At 72.7% G+C, this 15762-nt stretch carries 11 protein-coding genes, 4 tRNA genes and 1 other RNA gene; 9 read left to right on the forward strand and 7 right to left on the reverse strand.

What is annotated here, in order from left to right:
- Positions 1-299 precede the first annotated feature (299 nt).
- The 8 genes from ACIGYR_RS26535 (at position 300) to ACIGYR_RS26570 (ending at position 4823) form a co-directional block, all read left to right on the forward strand.
- Positions 300-617 (forward strand): Lsr2 family protein, encoded by a 318-nt coding sequence (locus ACIGYR_RS26535; RefSeq protein ID WP_391845697.1) that lies wholly within the window; start codon positions 300-302, stop codon positions 615-617.
- A gap of 167 nt (positions 618-784) precedes the next feature.
- Positions 785-856: transfer RNA gene (locus ACIGYR_RS26540), tRNA-Gly, on the forward strand.
- A gap of 80 nt (positions 857-936) precedes the next feature.
- Positions 937-1009, forward strand: a tRNA-Gly gene (locus ACIGYR_RS26545).
- A 127-nt stretch (positions 1010-1136) separates the two neighbouring features.
- On the forward strand, positions 1137-2075 hold the full coding sequence (locus ACIGYR_RS26550) for an ABC transporter ATP-binding protein (protein WP_399604027.1): 939 nt from the start codon (positions 1137-1139) through the stop codon (positions 2073-2075).
- Positions 2072-2851: an ABC transporter permease gene (locus ACIGYR_RS26555; protein WP_399604025.1), complete on the forward strand. Its 780-nt coding sequence runs from the start codon at positions 2072-2074 to the stop codon at positions 2849-2851. The genes ACIGYR_RS26550 and ACIGYR_RS26555 overlap by 4 nt, the downstream gene beginning before the upstream one ends.
- Positions 2852-2868: 17 nt before the next feature.
- Positions 2869-4113, forward strand: coding sequence for a sensor histidine kinase (locus ACIGYR_RS26560; RefSeq protein WP_399604022.1), 1245 nt, complete (start codon positions 2869-2871; stop codon positions 4111-4113).
- The gene (locus tag ACIGYR_RS26565) at positions 4110-4724 is read left to right on the forward strand and encodes a response regulator (RefSeq protein WP_399604020.1); all 615 of its coding nucleotides are present in this window, start codon (positions 4110-4112) and stop codon (positions 4722-4724) included. Before ACIGYR_RS26560 ends, ACIGYR_RS26565 begins: the two co-directional genes overlap by 4 nt.
- Positions 4725-4747: 23 nt before the next feature.
- Positions 4748-4823, forward strand: a tRNA-Gly gene (locus tag ACIGYR_RS26570).
- Between the two features lie 389 nt (positions 4824-5212).
- On the opposite strand, the gene ACIGYR_RS26575 is transcribed toward ACIGYR_RS26570, so the two are convergent.
- From ACIGYR_RS26575 to ffs, 6 genes are all read right to left on the reverse strand, one after another.
- Positions 5213-6112, reverse strand: a complete 900-nt coding sequence (locus ACIGYR_RS26575; protein ID WP_399604017.1) for a phosphoribosylaminoimidazolesuccinocarboxamide synthase — start codon at positions 6110-6112, stop codon at positions 5213-5215.
- A gap of 72 nt (positions 6113-6184) precedes the next feature.
- Positions 6185-7681, reverse strand: a complete 1497-nt coding sequence (locus tag ACIGYR_RS26580; protein ID WP_399604014.1) for a N,N-dimethylformamidase beta subunit family domain-containing protein — start codon at positions 7679-7681, stop codon at positions 6185-6187.
- Positions 7682-7907: 226 nt separating this feature from the next.
- Entirely contained in the window at positions 7908-9932 is a 2025-nt protein-coding gene (locus ACIGYR_RS26585) for a hypothetical protein (RefSeq protein WP_399604011.1), read from the reverse strand.
- A 306-nt stretch (positions 9933-10238) separates the two neighbouring features.
- Positions 10239-11522 (reverse strand): phosphoribosylamine--glycine ligase, encoded by a 1284-nt coding sequence (purD, locus tag ACIGYR_RS26590; RefSeq protein ID WP_399604008.1) that lies wholly within the window; start codon positions 11520-11522, stop codon positions 10239-10241.
- A gap of 89 nt (positions 11523-11611) precedes the next feature.
- Positions 11612-13996, reverse strand: coding sequence for a DNA polymerase III subunit gamma and tau (locus ACIGYR_RS26595; RefSeq protein WP_399604005.1), 2385 nt, complete (start codon positions 13994-13996; stop codon positions 11612-11614).
- A 53-nt stretch (positions 13997-14049) separates the two neighbouring features.
- Positions 14050-14148, reverse strand: an RNA gene (gene ffs / locus ACIGYR_RS26600) — signal recognition particle sRNA small type.
- Between the two features lie 120 nt (positions 14149-14268).
- On the opposite strand from ffs, the gene ACIGYR_RS26605 reads away from it, so the two are divergent.
- A tRNA-Ser gene (locus ACIGYR_RS26605) sits at positions 14269-14356 on the forward strand.
- A gap of 62 nt (positions 14357-14418) precedes the next feature.
- Here ACIGYR_RS26605 and ACIGYR_RS26610 read toward each other — a convergent pair.
- Positions 14419-15699, reverse strand: coding sequence for a tyrosine-type recombinase/integrase (locus tag ACIGYR_RS26610; RefSeq protein ID WP_399604003.1), 1281 nt, complete (start codon positions 15697-15699; stop codon positions 14419-14421).
- Positions 15700-15762 lie beyond the last annotated feature (63 nt).

The raw sequence follows: 15762 nt of genomic DNA on the forward strand, positions 1-15762 counted from the left end.
TGTGTGGTGCTGAGCTGGTTCCTTCAGACTACCCGCACAAAATTTCTACGCGGGTAGAGTTGGAGGAAAGTACGTGAGGCGCATCACGATCGGGTGTCGAAGCCACGCACCCGTGAAAAGTTCTGGGAAAGTTCCACAGTCCGTCCGCCGCCCCCTATTGCACCCGGACACGCGGACGGATTTAGTCGGGCTTCACTTTGCTTTGCCGGGCACTGTACAAATGAATTGGCAATAGCCGATACTCGGCATGTCGTCGGCGTTGAGCTGTAACGACGTGCCGCACGAAGGGACCGATATTCGTGGCGCAAAAGGTCGTGGTCACTCTCTTTGACGACATCGACGGCTCGGAAGCGGCGGAGACGATCGCCTTCGGCCTCGACGGCAAGTCGTACGAGATCGACCTGAACGAAACCAACGCCGGGAAACTGCGCAAGGCGCTCGCGCCCTACGTCGAGGCCGGCCGTAAACGGTCGCGGTCCGGCAAGGCGTTCCGGCAGACGGAGGTCGCCCCCGACCCGGCGGCCGTCCGCGCCTGGGCCCAGGCCAACAAGATGGACGTCCCCGCGCGCGGACGCATCCCGAAGAAGGTCTACGAGGCGTTCAGCGCCGCGCAGTGAGCCCGCGAAGGGGCGAGCCCTCAGGGTCCGTCAGAGGACCCTGAGGCCCGTGCACTTGGGGCAAACGGGACCCGAAGGGGAACCGACTTGCGCTACCCCCCTGCTGATCAGCTAATGTCTGGCACACGCCGAGGGGCGAGGCCGGAAGGCCGGATCCCGAGGACCGTGCGGGTGTAGTTCAGTAGTAGAACATCCCCCTTCCAGGGGGAAGGCGCAGTGTGCGATTCCTGTCACCCGCTCTGCATCGCCGTCACGACCACTGCTGTGGATCGGGTAGGCTGGTGCCCGCACCGATCGGTGGGAGCCGATCGGCAGCAATGCGGACGTAGCTCAGTTGGTAGAGCGCAACCTTGCCAAGGTTGAGGTCGCGAGTTCGAGCCTCGTCGTCCGCTCGGGAAGGAAACCCCGGTCCATCGGACCGGGGTTTCTTCATTGTCCGGGACCGGCCCTGACATTTGTCATGCTCAGTGATGACACCGCGCACTGCCGAGGTGGACGCACCGCCGGGACGCTGGTGCCATGAACGACAACGGGCACGAGCGCGTGATCGAGGTCAGCGACCTCAGGCGCGTCTACGGGGGCGGGTTCGAGGCCGTACGCGGAATCACCTTCTCCGTGACGCGCGGGGAGATCTTCGCCCTGCTGGGCACCAACGGCGCCGGGAAGACGTCGACGGTCGAGCTGCTGGAAGGGCTCACGGCGCCGGCCGGCGGCCGGGTCCGGGTGCTGGGCCACGATCCCTACCGCGAACGGGCCGCCGTGCGGTCCCGCACCGGTGTGATGCTCCAGGAAGGCGGCTTCCCCGCCGAACTGACCGTCGCGGAGACCGCCCGGATGTGGGCCGGGTGCACCAGCGGGGCCCGGCCGGCCGCCGAGGTGCTGGAGCTGGTGGGACTCGCGGACAAGCACGGGGTGCGGGTCAAGCAACTGTCCGGTGGTGAACGGCGGCGCCTGGACCTGGCACTCGCGCTGCTCGGCGATCCCGAGGTGCTGTTCCTCGACGAGCCGACGACCGGGCTCGACGCGGAGGGCCGCCGGGACACCTGGGCACTGGTGCGCGAGCTGCGCGCCGCGGGCACGACCGTGCTGCTCACCACGCACTACCTGGAGGAGGCCGAGGGCCTCGCCGACCAGCTCGCCATCCTGCACGAGGGCCGGATCGCCGTCTCCGGGACCCCGGCCGAGGTCACCGCCGGCCGCCCCTCCCGGATGTCCTTCGAACTGCCCGACGGCTACTTCCTCGGTGATCTGCCGCCCCTCGCCGACCTCGGCGTCTGCGGGCACGAGAGCGACGGACGGGTCGTCCTGCTGCGCACGACACAACTCCAGCGCACCGCCACCGGGGTGCTCGCCTGGGCCGACCGGGCCGGTGTCGAACTGCGCGGGCTGGACGTCCGCTCGGCCTCGCTGGAGGAGGCGTTCCTCGGGATCGCGCGGGAGCAGGGGGTGGCGGCATGAGCCAGAACTCCTGGGCGCCGACCGGCCGGCGGCTGCACGCGCTGGGCCGGGCCGAACTCGCCCTGCTCGGCCGCAACCGGGGCGTGCTGTTCACCGCGCTGGTGGTGCCGCTCGCCCTGCCGTTCAGCCTGCGGCCGGCCCTCGACCAGCTCGACCTGGAGCAACAGGGCCTGACCGTCGGCACGACCCTGCTGACGGCCGCGATCGGCTTCTCCTTCCTCTACGCCGTTTACACGTCCCTGGTCAGCGCCTACGTCACCCGTCGCGAGGAACTCGTCCTCAAGCGGCTGCGCACCGGTGAGCTGTCCGACACCGAGATCCTCACCGGCACCGCCCTGCCCGCGCTCCTGCTCGGCCTCGCCCAGGCTCTCGTCCTGTGCGCCGCCTGCGCCGCGCTGCTGCACATCGGGGCGCCCAGGGCGCCGTACCTGCTGCTGCCCGGGCTGGTCGCCGGGCTCGTGGTGAGCGCCGCGCTCGGCGCGCTGACCGCGGCCTGGACCCGGACCGCCGAGAGCACCCAGGTGACCGCGCTGCCGATGGTGTTCGTCTCCATGGCGGGCTCCGGGATCGCGGTCCCCACCGAGGTCATGCCCGAACGGCTCGCCTCCGTCTGCGAACTCCTCCCGCTCTCCCCGGCGATCCGCCTGATCCGCGGCGGCTGGACCGGCCAGTTGAGTGCCTACGAAGCGCTGGGCGCCTTCGCTACCGCGTTGGCCTGGACGGTCCTGGCGGTGTTTGCTGTACGGCGGTGGTTCCGGTGGGAACCCCGGCGCTGAGCAACGGGGGGGCGCACATGGTGGGACGGGTACGGCGGTGGCAGCAGCGGCACTGGCGTGAGCGCAGCAAGGCCGAACGGGTCGAGCTGTACACGGTCGTCACCTGGTACGTGACGATCTGGTTCTTCTCACTCGGCTGGCTGCTGCTGCCCCTGGCGGGCGGACTCGACCACCGGCCCGTGGCTTACGTCCTCGGCGTCCCGCTCCTCGCCGTGGCCGCCCTGCAGTGCGCGGCCTCGAACCGGCTCACCCGGCCCGCGCTCGACCACTACCTGGGTCGAGCCCGGCTGCCGGCCGGCGCACACCGTGTCCCGGCCGCTCTGCTGGGGCTGGCGCTCGCGCTGCTCGTGGCGCTCGCCGCGCTGGACGCGGCCGACCCGATGACGATCCGGCTGGCGGCCGGGGCCTGTCTGCTGCCGTTCGGACTGCTCTACGGACTCACCGTCCCGGTAACGGTGTTCCTGCGCCGGTCGGCGGCCCTGGCGGTCCTGCTCATGGGCGCCGTCTGGCTCGCCGACCACGACGGGGTGGGTCTCCTCGCGACCGGCCTGATGGCCGCCTTCCAGTCGGCGTTCTCACTGCTCGCCTGCCGGTGCGGCGCCTGGACCCTGGCCGTGCTCTGGGAAGCGGAGCGAGCCCGTGAGGTCGAGGCACGGCTCGCGGTCGCCGAGGAACGGCTGCGGTTCGGGCGGGACCTGCACGACGTGCTGGGGCGGAACCTCTCCGTCATCTCCCTGAAGAGCGAGCTGGCCGTCCAACTGGCCCGGCGGGGACGGCCGGAGGCGGTGGAGCAGATGATCGAGGTGCAGCGCATCGCCCAGGACTCCCAGCGGGAGGTACGGGCCGTCGTACGCGGCTACCGCGAGGCCGACCTCGGGGCCGAACTCGCCGGAGCACAGGGGGTGTTGTCGGCGGCGGGCATCGCGTGCGAGGTCCGGGCGGAGCCCGTCGGGCTGCCCGCCGAGGTGCAGTCCGCGCTCGGCTGGGTGGTGCGCGAGGCGGCCACCAACGTGCTGCGGCACGGCGACGCGGCCCGATGCGAGGTGGGGCTCAGGGTGCTGGAGGGACATGTGGTGCTGACAGTGGAGAACGACGGTGCGGTGCCACCGGGCGAGGGCGGCGGGTCGGGCCTCGCCGGACTGCGTGAGCGGCTCGCCGCCGTGGGCGGGACCTTGGAGGCGGGAATCGTCGGCGCCGGCCGGGACCGGTTCCGGCTGGTGGCGGACGTACCCATGGCGGCTGTGGAAGGAGTCACCGCGTGAGCGCTCCGGTACGGCTGTTGCTCGCCGACGACGAGCATCTGATCCGGGGCGCGCTGGCCGCGCTGCTCTCGCTGGAGGACGATCTGCTGGTCGTCGCGGAAGCCGCGACCGGGCCCGAGGCGCTGGCGATGGCACGGGCGCACGAACCCGATGTGGCCGTCCTGGACCTCCAGATGCCGGGCGCCGACGGTGTGAAGGTCGCCACATCCCTGCGTGCCGAACTGCCGGGCTGCCAGGTGCTGATCGTCACCGGTCATGGGCGGCCCGGACATCTGAAACGAGCCCTGACGGCCGGTGTGCGCGGATTCGTCCCGAAGACCGTCAGCGCCCAGCGGCTCGCCGAGATCATCCGGACCGTGCACGCCGGGAACCGCTACGTCGACCCGGAGTTGGCCGCCGACGCGATCTCCGCCGGGGACTCGCCGCTGACCGCGCGGGAGGCGGAGGTGCTGGAGCTGGCCGCCGACGGGGCACCGGTCGCGGAGATCGCCGAGCGGGCCGCGCTGTCGCCCGGGACCGTGCGGAACTACCTCTCCTCGGCCGTCACGAAACTCGGCGCCGAGAACCGTCATGCGGCAGTGCGTCTCGCACGCGAGCGAGGTTGGGTATAGTTGCTCTCGCGCCACGGCGCAGTGCGGACGTAGCTCAGTTGGTAGAGCGCAACCTTGCCAAGGTTGAGGTCGCGAGTTCGAGCCTCGTCGTCCGCTCCATGGAGAAGCCCCCGGTTCCGGCCGGGGGCTTCTCGCGTGTGTCCTTATCGCCTCCGACCCCGGCGTCCGCCGGGGGCTCTGCCGTCGCCCAGGGTCTTTCGTCTGGATCAGGCCGGATCAGGGAGCGGGCTCTGGTGGTGGGGGCACCTCCCACGCCGAACCCAGAAGGCCCTCACCCGTGCAAGCACCCGGCACGCGTGTCACTAGTGCTGTGGCCGGAAAGGTTTGCCGGAAAGCTCGCGGCGTCCGGTGCGGTGCATCGCAAGGCGGAGCATCACCCGCGTACTGGATGTACTCGGGTGATGCGACAACGCGGCGAGGTGCCGTGCCGGGCGCCGCGAGCCGGTGAACCTTTCCGGTCACAGCACTAGCGTCCCGGGGCAGCACGCCTAGGCCCAGCTGGTGCCGGTCAGGTGCTCGTACGCCTCCACGTACTTCGCCCGGGTCGCCTCCACGACCTGTTCCGGCAGCGGCGGCGGGGGCTGCTCGCTCTTGCGGTCCCAGCCGGACTCCGGCGAGGTCAGCCAGTCCCGCACGAACTGCTTGTCGTACGACGGCTGGGCGCGGCCCGGCTGCCACCGGTCGGCCGGCCAGAAGCGGGAGGAGTCCGGGGTGAGGACCTCGTCGGCGAGGACGAGGGTGTCGCCCTCGAAGCCGAACTCGAACTTGGTGTCGGCCAGGATGATCCCCCGGTCCCGGGCGATGTCCCGGGCGCGCGAGTACACCGCGAGCGTGGCCTGGCGCAGCTGGGCGGCGGTCTCCGCGCCGACCTGGCGGGCCACCTCCTCGTAGGAGACGTTCTCGTCGTGCTCGCCGACCTCGGCCTTGGTGGCCGGGGTGAAGATCGGGCCGGGGAGTTCGGAGCCGTCCACGAGACCCTCGGGCAGCGCCAGGCCGCAGACGGTCCGGGACTCCTGGTACTCCACCAGGCCCGAGCCGGTGAGGTAGCCACGGGCCACGCACTCCACCGGAACCATCTTCAGGGACTTGCAGACCAGCGTGCGGCCCGCCCAGTTGGCCGGGGCGCCCTCGGGCAGGTCGGTGCCGATCACATGGTTCGGGGCCAGGTCGCGCAGCTGGTCGAACCACCACAGGGAGAGCTGGGTGAGGACGCGGCCCTTGTCGGGGATCTCGGTGGGCAGCACCCAGTCGTAGGCGGACATGCGGTCAGTGGCGACCATCACGAGGTCGCCCGCCTCGTTCCGGTACAGCTCGCGCACCTTGCCGGTGTGCAGGTGCACCAGGCCCGGAACCTCGATGGGCTCAGGCTTTTCTACGAATCCGGACACGGTTCCTCCCCGTGGCTCTGTCCAAGTGCCTCGATTCTCCCGTATGCCGGTGATCGGGGTGTGGCCAGGGGGTCAGTCCCGTTTGCAGATGCGGTCCAGCAGGTTCGCCGTGGCCCGCTGGATACGGGGGTCCACATGGCCGGGGCGGTCCAGGGACGGGCACCAGGCGAAGGTGCCGGAGGCGAACACCCAGGCGCCGGAGGGGGCTCGGTAGAGCGAGGTCTCCTGGTGGCGCAGGGCGCCGTCGTTGTCGGTGTAGGGGGAGTGGGCGAGCAGGATGCGCTCGTCGTGCTCGGGCAGCGCGGTGCGCGGGAAGTACCGGTCCGCCTCGCCGGCGACCAGGCCCTCGATGTCGTCGCCCTCGTGCGCGCCGGTCGCCTCCCACAGCCAGTGGCCGCCGTTGCGGACGATCAGCGGGTGCGGCTCGGGCACCCGGCCCGCGTACTGGATGCCGACCAGCTGCTGCTCGGGCCGGTCGATCTCCCGCCAGAGCACGGGCCGGCCCGGGCCCTTGCGTTTGCGGCAGGTCAGCAGCCGGTTCGGGACACCGGACGGGGACGGGCCCAGCTCCACCTGCCAGTACATGGTGTTGGCGGAGAGGAAGACCAGCGAGGTGCCGCGGTCGCGGGCGTTCTCGACGGCCCGGCGCATCGGCCCCGACCAGTACTCGTCGTGGCCGGGGAAGACAAGGCCCCGGTAGCGGGCGGGATCGACGCGGCCCGCGTGCAGGTCGCGGGCGTCGGCGTAGGCGAGGTCGTAGCCGTAGCGCTCGGCCCAGCGGATGAAGTCGTAGGCGTGGCCGACGTGCAGGGGCAGGCCCGCGCCCGCGTACGGCCGGTCGAAGGAGACCGTGGTCGCCGCCTCGGCCTCGCCGAGCAGCCGGCCCCTCTCGTCCCAGGCGTGGTAGAGGCTGGCGCCGGTGTGGCCGTCCTCCGGGTAGAGGTTGTACGCCTGCCAGGTGATGTCGGGCAGCAGCAGGAGCAGGTCGGCGGGGTGGTCGTCGCGGACCGTGAAGGGCACGTGGGAGCGGTAGCCGTCGACGGTGGTGAGGACGGCCACGTAGGCGCCGATGCTCCAGTAGGAGGGCACCTGGAGGCGCCAGGACAGCCACCAGTGGTGGCAGGAGACCGTCCGGTCGGCGGTCAGCGGCGAGGGCTGGACGATGCCGGACAGCCGGGGGCTGGTGGTGATCTTGGCGGCTCCGTCGCCGCCGTAGTGGCCGATGCGGTAGATGTCGACGCTGAACTCCTGCGGCGGGTCGACCGTGATGTGGAAGTCGATCGCCTCGCCGGGCGTGACCGCGCCGGTGGAGGTGAAGCCCTTGATCTGGCGGTGCACGTCGTCGGCCGAGCGCGGGCCGGCGGCGGCTCGCGGTGCGGGGACGCGTGCGCCGGCGCCTCCGGCGAACTGCTGCGGGCTGGGATCGACATACCAGGGCACGACGTGGCCCGTGTCGTCGAAGTACGTCTCACTGCCGCGCAGCCAGGGCACCGGGCCCAGGCCGAAGGGATCCGTGACGGCGTGCGCGAGTGCTCCGGACTCCCAGCGGCGAATGTGGTCCGAGGCCATGGTCGCTCCCCTCCCTCATGCCCCCGTGGCTGTCTCGGTGGTGCTCGCTCTTCTCGCTGTGCTCGCTGTGCTCGGCCGCGCTGTCGTATGTCGCGTGCCTTTGCCAAAGGCGTGGTCGATCCCAGCACATCACATAACGCACGGGCTCGGTCACTAGTCGTTGCGAATTGACCTGAAGTGGAAGTCGTCTTTCCGTTACGGCGGTGACGAAGACGCTACGGCGCGGTCACACCAGCCGCACGGGCTTCTCCGGGCGTATCCCGGACGAGACCAGCCAGTCGCGCAGCGGGCCCGGGTCCCCTTCCTCGATCAGGCTGAGGACCTTCGGCGTCAGATCGGCGGCCCGCTCACCGCCCAGCAGCAGGGACGGGCCGTCCAGCCAGTCCAGTGCGGGGACCGCGCCGGCGGTGTCGACGGCCGCGCAGCACACCATCGCCGTGACGTGGTCGGCGAGCAGTTCGCGGGCGGTGCGCTGGGGCTGCAGCGGGAAGGGCGGCAGCACCCCGTCGCAGGCGGCCCACAGGGCGTTCTCGGGGCCCGGGCGCGCCGCGCCGCCGCCGTCCGGTACGGCGGCGGCCTCCTCCCGGGCCAGCTCGGCGCTCAGTCCGGCGGCCAGTGCGGCACTGCGCTCAGTGGCGCGATCGGCGTCCTCTTCGTCGTCGTACGGAGGGCGGAGGACGGGCTCGTCGTCGTGCGGGGGACGGGGGCCGAGGGCGTCGTCCCGCGGGAGGCGAGGGCCGGGCTCGGTGGTGTGCGGTCCATGGGGGTCGGTGGCGTGCGGCCCCTGGGAGGCGGTGGCGTGCGGCCCCTGGGAGGCGGGCTCGGCGGCTGCGAGAGAGGTGTCCGTGGTGGCCGGCGCGGGGCCGTCGTCGGCCTGGGCGGCCGGGGCGTCCGCGGCCGGGGCGTCGTCCGGGGCGTCCGGGTCGCGCGGGCCGGTGTCGGCGGTGCGGCCGGGCCCGGCGGTTTGCGTCGCGGTCGGCTCCGCGAGGTGGTCCAGGACGCGGGCCAGGGTGGGGCCGCCGGGGTCCGGGACTCCGGGGTGGGGGGAGGGGCGGACGCCGAGGGAGTCCAGGACGCGGTGCAGACGGGCCGCGTCGGCACGCCACGTGCGGTCCACGACCTCCTCCGGATACGCCTGCCAGTCCACCGGGGTCCAGCCGTTGCGGGACTCGGCGGGGCCGCCGTGGAAGAGGTGGGCGGCGAGCAGCGAGGTCGCCTCGTCCACCGTGCCGGGCTCCTCCAGCAGATCACAGGCCGGCCGCTCGCCGAGCCGGGAGGTGAAGCCCTCGGCGAGCCGGTCGCGGCGGGCCAGCTCGGTGAGCGCCGCCACCACGCCCGCGTCCAGCCGGGACGGCCAGCGGCCCATGCGCCAGGCGGGCAGGGCGACCCTGGTCAGCAGCCGGTCCCAGCCGGCGTAGGCGAGCCCGACCTGCTCCTGGGCCACGATCCGCAGGCCGTAATCGACCGCCTGGGCGCGCTCGGCCGCCGCCGCCGCGACCCCGCGCTCCATCTGCATCGCGTGCTCCCGGCAGCCGCGCAGCATCAGCCGGGCCACCCAGCCGAGGGCCGCGCACACCCCGCGGGTCAGCGCGCAGCGGCCGGGGGTCGCGGCGACGGCCACGGCCGCGTCCAGCCCGCGGACGAAGCGGCGGGCGGCGGCTATGTCCGGGTGCGCCGAGGGGCCCGTGCCCGCGATGACCGGGGCGAGGACCGCGCGCAGCTCACCGACGCGCATCCACCACAGGAACGGGGAGCCGATGACGAGGACCGGTGCGACCGGGGTCCGGCGGCGGCCCGGGCCCGCTATCTCGTCGGGCGCCGGACGCGGGGGCGGCCCGTGCGCCGAATGGGTACGGTCCTCCAGCCAGCTGTCGCAGTCCGGGGTGAGCGCTATGGCCGACGGGGCCGGCACGTCCAGACGTTCGGCGAGGTCGCGCACCATCCGGTACAGGTCCGGGGCGGACTTCTCCGGGATCGGCACCGTCGGAGTCGTGGCGGGGCGGGCCCGGGCCAGGACCAGGGCGACGCCGGCCGCGGCCAGCAGCACCAGCACCGCGAGCACGCCGACGACCCACCGGGCGGTGTTCCAGCCCGGGCCGACGAGATGGCCGGTGGAGGCACCGGTCAGCAGGATCACCGCGGCGCCCGCCGGCAGCAGGGCCACGGCCAGCGCCCGGCCCCGGACCCGCAGCACGGCGAGGGCCCGGGAGCGCGCGGCCTGTGCGCCCGCCTCCACACCGATTCCGGTCACGTGCTGACCTCGCCCCCTCTCTGCCGATCGCGTGCTGCCCTGGACTTGTTCACTCCCCCACTGTGGCACCCGCCACTGACATCGCAATGCCGGTGGGCCAAGTGCCGGAATGCTTGCGCGGCACCCTAGTTGGGGCCCGGGCGCAAGTCAGCCGGATAGGCGATTGCTCACTCGATGGAATGGCTTTGGTCAGAGCTGGGTGACAGACAGCAAAGATCAGGCCCCGGATTCCGTCCGGGGCCCGATGGGGTGCGAGGGTGCGCGCGAGCGGTTCGTCGACCTGCGCTGTCGGCGGTCGGCCGCCGACTACGCCTGCGCCGACCCGGCCGCCTTCGCCGCGATGTCGGTGCGGTGCTGCGAGCCGTCCAGGCCGATCCGGCCCACCGCCCGGTACGCCCGCTCGCGTGCCTCGGCCAGGTCCTTGCCGGTGGCCGTGACGGACAGCACGCGTCCGCCCGCGCTGACGACCGCGTCGCCGTCCCGCTCGGTGCCGGCGTGCAGCACGTACGCGTGCGGGGCGTCCTCGGCGGCCACCGCGTCCAGGCCGGTGATCGGGTCGCCGGTGCGCGGGGAGCCCGGGTAGTTGTGCGAGGCGACGACGACGGTGACGGCCGCGTCCTCGCTCCAGCGCAGCGGCGCCAGGTCGGCGAGGTTGCCGGTGGCCGCGGCCATCAGGACACCGGCCAGCGGCGTCTTCAGCCGGGCCAGCACGACCTGGGTCTCCGGGTCGCCGAAGCGGGCGTTGAACTCGATGACCCGCACCCCGCGCGAGGTGATCGCGAGGCCGGCGTAGAGGAGCCCGGAGAAGCTCGTGCCCCGGCGGCGCAGCTCGTCCACCGTCGGCTGCAGCACGGTCTGAAGCACCTCGTCGACCAGCTTCGGGTCGGCCCACGGCAGCGGCGAGTACGCGCCCATGCCGCCGGTGTTCGGGCCCTCGTCGCCGTCCAGGGCGCGCTTGAAGTCCTGGGCGGGCTGGAGCGGGACGACGGTCTCGCCGTCCGTCACCGCGAACAGGGACACCTCCGGGCCGTCGAGGAACTCCTCGATCACCACCCTCCCCCGCTTCGCGGAAGGTCCGCCCAGGCATCCGGCGGCGTGCGCCTTGGCCGTCTCGATGTCGGAGGTGACGACGACGCCCTTGCCGGCGGCGAGACCGTCGTCCTTGACGACGTAGGGGGCACCGAAGGCGTCCAGCGCCTCCGCGACCTCCTCGGCGGTGGTGCAGACGTAGGAGCGGGCGGTCGGCACCGCGGCCGCCGCCATGACGTCCTTGGCGAAAGCCTTGGACCCCTCGAGCTGCGCGGCCTCCCCGGAGGGGCCGAACGCCGGGATGCCCGCCGCGCGGACGGCGTCGGCCACACCGGCGACCAGCGGGGCCTCCGGGCCGACGACGACCAGTTCGGCACCGAGGCGGGTGGCCAGCCCGGCCACCGCGGCGCCGTCGAGCGCATCGACCTGGTGCAGCTCGGCGACCTCGGCGATGCCGGCGTTGCCGGGGGCGCAGTACAGCGCGGTGACGTCGGGGTCGAGGGACAGGGAGCGGCACAGGGCGTGTTCGCGGGCGCCGCTGCCGATGACGAGGACCTTCACGGGGGTCAGCCTACTGGCAAGGTCGCCGAAGACCGGGGCCCGGGCCGTTCGGGCTTTCCTCCAAAGACGCCGGGCGCGGTCGCCGCCGGTCACTCGTTGGAGAACTCCTCCACGACCGTCGCCCCCAGCTCCCGCACGATCAGCTCGTGACCGGACAGGGCCGACTCGTCCAGATCCGGGTCGTCGTCCTCGGGGATGTCGTCCTCGGGCGCGACCGGCTGCGGCTCGGGGGCGGCGGCCGGCCGGGACCCCTGGGCGGGCCCCGCCTGGGCCCCGCCGTGGCCGCCGGCGGGCCCCTGCGGGGCCGGCTGGGCAGCCGTGGGGCGGGGAGCGGCCGGGGCGCCGTAGCCGGCGCTCGGGGCGCCGCCGTGGCCGCCTGCGGGAGAGCCGCCGTAGCCACCGCCTCCGCCGTAGCCGGGTGAGCCGCCCGGGGCCGGCGGGGCCGAGCCGCCGCCGGACGGGTCGACGACCGCCTCGATCTTCCACTGCACGTTGAACTGCTCGGCCAGCGCCTGGCGCAGCACGTCCTCGCTGCCGCTGCCGGCGAAGTTGTCGCGGGCGCCGGCGTTGACGAAGCCGAGCTGGAGGGTGGTGCCGTCGAAGCCGGTCACCTGGGCGTTCTGGCTGAGCAGGATCCAGGTGAAACGACGGCGGTTCTTGACGGACTCCAGGATGTTCGGCCACAGGACGCGGGGGTCGAGACCGCCGGCGGGGGCGGCCTGGGTGGCCGTCGGGACCTGGGCCGCGGGAGCGGGGGCCGTGGGCGCGGGGGCGGACCGGCCCGGCTGCGACTCCGGCTGACCGGGGCCCTGCCCCTCCCGGCCGCTCGCCGGAGCGGCGGCCGTGGGCCAGCCACCGGGACGCCGTCCACCGCCGGCGGAGGCGGCAGTGGGCCAGGCACCGGGGGCGGGAGCGGGCGGGGCCGAAGGCTGAGCGGCAGGAGGCTGGGCGGCAGAAGGCTGAGCGGCAGGAGCGGAGGCCGCGGGGGCGGGGGCGGGGGCAGGTGCCGTGGGCGCGGGGGTGGGAGCAGGTGCCGTGGGCGTCGGGGCGACGGGGGGAGCCGTCGGCTCGACCGGGGCACCGGGCGCGGCCGGGGTGCCGGGGCGGGCCGGCATGCCCGGACCGCCCGGCGTGCCCGGACCGCCCGCGGTACGGAAGGCCGCTCGGGCGGCGGCGGGGCCCCCGCCGGGCGGCACGGACACCGCGTCCGCACCCGGTCCCGCGCCGGTGCCGACGCCCGGGGCGAGGGCGCCGCCGTGGGCCTCGGGACCGGGGACGTAGCCCATGGCGGGCGCGCCGGCGCCGGCCGAGAAGGCGACGCCGCGCTCCAGGCGGTCGAGACGGGCCATCACGGACCGCTCGTCGCCGTAGGCGGCCGGGAGCATGACGCGGGCGCAGATCAGTTCCAGCTGGAGGCGGGGCGAGGTGGCGCCGCGCATCTCGGTCAGCCCCGCGTTGACCAGGTCGGCGGCGCGGCTCAGCTCGGCGGCGCCGAACGTCTCGGCCTGCGCCTGCATCCGCTCCAGGACGTCGGCCGGGGCGTCGAAAAGCCCCTTCTCCACGGCGTCCGGCACGGCGGCGAGGATCACCAGGTCCCGCAGCCGCTCCAGCAGATCCGCGACGAAGCGCCGCGGGTCGTTGCCCCCCTCGATGATCCGGTCGACGACCTCGAAGGCGGCGGCGCCGTCGCCGGTGGCGAAAGCCTCCACGACGGAGTCGAGCAGGGACCCGTCGGTGTAACCGAGGAGGGAGGTCGCCATGGCGTATGTCACACCCGCCTCGCCGGCACCGGCGAGGAGCTGGTCCATGACGGACATGGAGTCACGGACAGACCCCGCGCCGGCGCGCACGACGAGCGGCAGCACGCCGTCGTCCACCGGGATGCCCTCCGTCTGGCACACCTCGCCGAGGTACTCCCGCAGGGTGCCCGGGGGCACGAGCCGGAAGGGGTAGTGGTGGGTCCGCGACCGGATCGTGCCGATGACCTTCTCGGGCTCGGTCGTGGCGAAGATGAACTTGAGGTGCTCGGGCGGCTCCTCGACGACCTTGAGCAGCGCGTTGAAGCCGGCCGACGTGACCATGTGGGCCTCGTCGATGATGTAGATCTTGTACCGGCTGCTCGCGGGTCCGAAGAAAGCCTTCTCGCGCAGCTCACGGGCGTCGTCCACACCGCCGTGGGAGGCCGCGTCGATCTCGATGACGTCGATGGAACCCGGTCCGTTGCGGGCGAGGTCGCTGCACGACTGGCACTCCCCGCAGGGGGTCGGCGTGGGACCCTGCTCACAGTTCAGGCAGCGGGCCAGGATGCGCGCGCTGGTCGTCTTGCCGCAGCCGCGCGGCCCGCTGAACAGGTACGCGTGATTGACCCGGTTGTTCCGCAGCGCCTGCTGCAGCGGGTCGGTGACATGCTCCTGCCCGATGACCTCGGCAAAGGTCTCCGGGCGATAGCGGCGGTACAGCGCGAGGGACGACACGCATACGAGGTTAATGGCGCCCACTGACAACCGGCTCCGCCCACGGATCCCGGAACGCAAGCGCCCCCCACGCACCCGCCAGAGCCGACCTACCCTTGCTGCCTTCCGGCCCTGGGGGAGTTCAGTCAGATAGCGCCGCGTGAGGGGCTGTGCCCCACAGTACCCGATGCCGGCCCGCGGGCTGTACCCGATCGCGACCCGGGACCACCCCCGGTGGCGGCCTGCGGGAACGGGTTCGCGAGCACTCCCCTCGGTCATGTAATGTTTCCGGCGGAGGATTCGCCTAGAGGCCTAGGGCGCACGCTTGGAAAGCGTGTTGGGGGCAACCCCTCACGAGTTCGAATCTCGTATCCTCCGCCAGTGCCTCACCGGGCACGATGTCGAAGGGCCCCACCGCAAGGTGGGGCCCTTCGTCGTTGTCCTCACGCCTCGTTGTCCTGGTCTTTGTCCACATGGAGGTTTTCCGGGGCGCCCCAGATGGCGTGCTCGATCTTCCGGGCCGCTTCCTTGAGCATGGGATCGGTCACATGCAGGTACCGGGCCCGCATCCGGGCGGCGCCGCCCGGCTCCCACCCCATGATCTGGTCAATGACTCGGTCCGGGACCCCGAGCAGCATCAGCACGGTGCCCGCGGTGTGCCGTGCGTCGTGCAGACGCCCGTCCCGGACGCCGGTGTCTCCCAGCAGCCGCTTCCAGTCGTGATAGTCCGTGTTCGGGCTGAGCGGGCCGCCCAACGGCTTGGTGAACACGTACTCGGACTTGGTCCACAGGTTCCCAGCCGCCACGCGCTCCCGTGCCTGCGCCTCCCTGTGGGATCGGAGCATCACGACCAGCGGTCCCGGGAGGGGCACGGCGCGACGGCCGGCGCGTGACTTCGTGTTCTTCGTCTCGCGCCGCACCTGCATCCGGGCCGGGCAGTAGCCGGCCTTCCGCCCGCAGGGCGCCGCCTCGCCACACCCGTGCTCGTACTTCGGCCGCAAACGGTTCCGGCGAAGCTTCAGGTACTCGTTGGCCAGGTCCACGTCGGACCACCGCAGTCCGAGTGTCTCTCCCTGCCGCAGTCCGAGCGCCAAGGCCAGCATCCAGCGGGCACTGTTCCGGCGCTTGTTCACTGCGAGCAGGAGACGCTGCACCTCATCGACCGAGTAGGGCTCCACCTCCGTCTCGTCCTCTTCCATCCGTGGAGGCTTCGCCAGCGCGGCGGCGTTCTTCGCCGCGTGGCCGCGCCGCACCGCTTCACCCAGAGCCGTACGGGCGGTCCGGTGCGCCTGGTGAGCGGTGCCCGCCTTGCTGCCGGCACTCTGCATCCGGCGATACAGGCTCTCTAGGTGCTCCGGCTCCAAGCGGTCGATGCGGTGCCGACCGATGCCCGGCACCAGGTGCACCCGGACTGCCACCTCGTACCCGTCGTACGTGTTCTCGCTCACGACGGGCTTGGCGATGTTCTCGACCCAGTGCTCAAGCCACTTCGCTACCGTCCACGGCTTTCCGGGCTGGCGCGCGGATCCCTCGTCGCGCTGCTTCTCCAGGCGCCGGACCTCGTCCACCAGGTCTTTGCGCGTGGGGCGCGTCAGGTGCCGGCGGTAGGGCGTGCCGTCGTCCTTGTAGCCCATGGGTACACGAGCGTGCCAGCGTTCGTCCTTGCCCAGGTAGATGGCCGATTCGCCGTTGGCTCGGCGAGTGCGCTTTTTCTCCTCTGCCACTGGCAGTTCCTCCGGTCGGTGCAAGGCAGGTAGGCACGGAGCGCCGCCCAATGTCTGGGCGGC

It is taken from the genome of Streptomyces sp. NPDC053076, assembly GCF_044546845.1.
Lineage (GTDB): Bacteria > Actinomycetota > Actinomycetes > Streptomycetales > Streptomycetaceae > Streptomyces.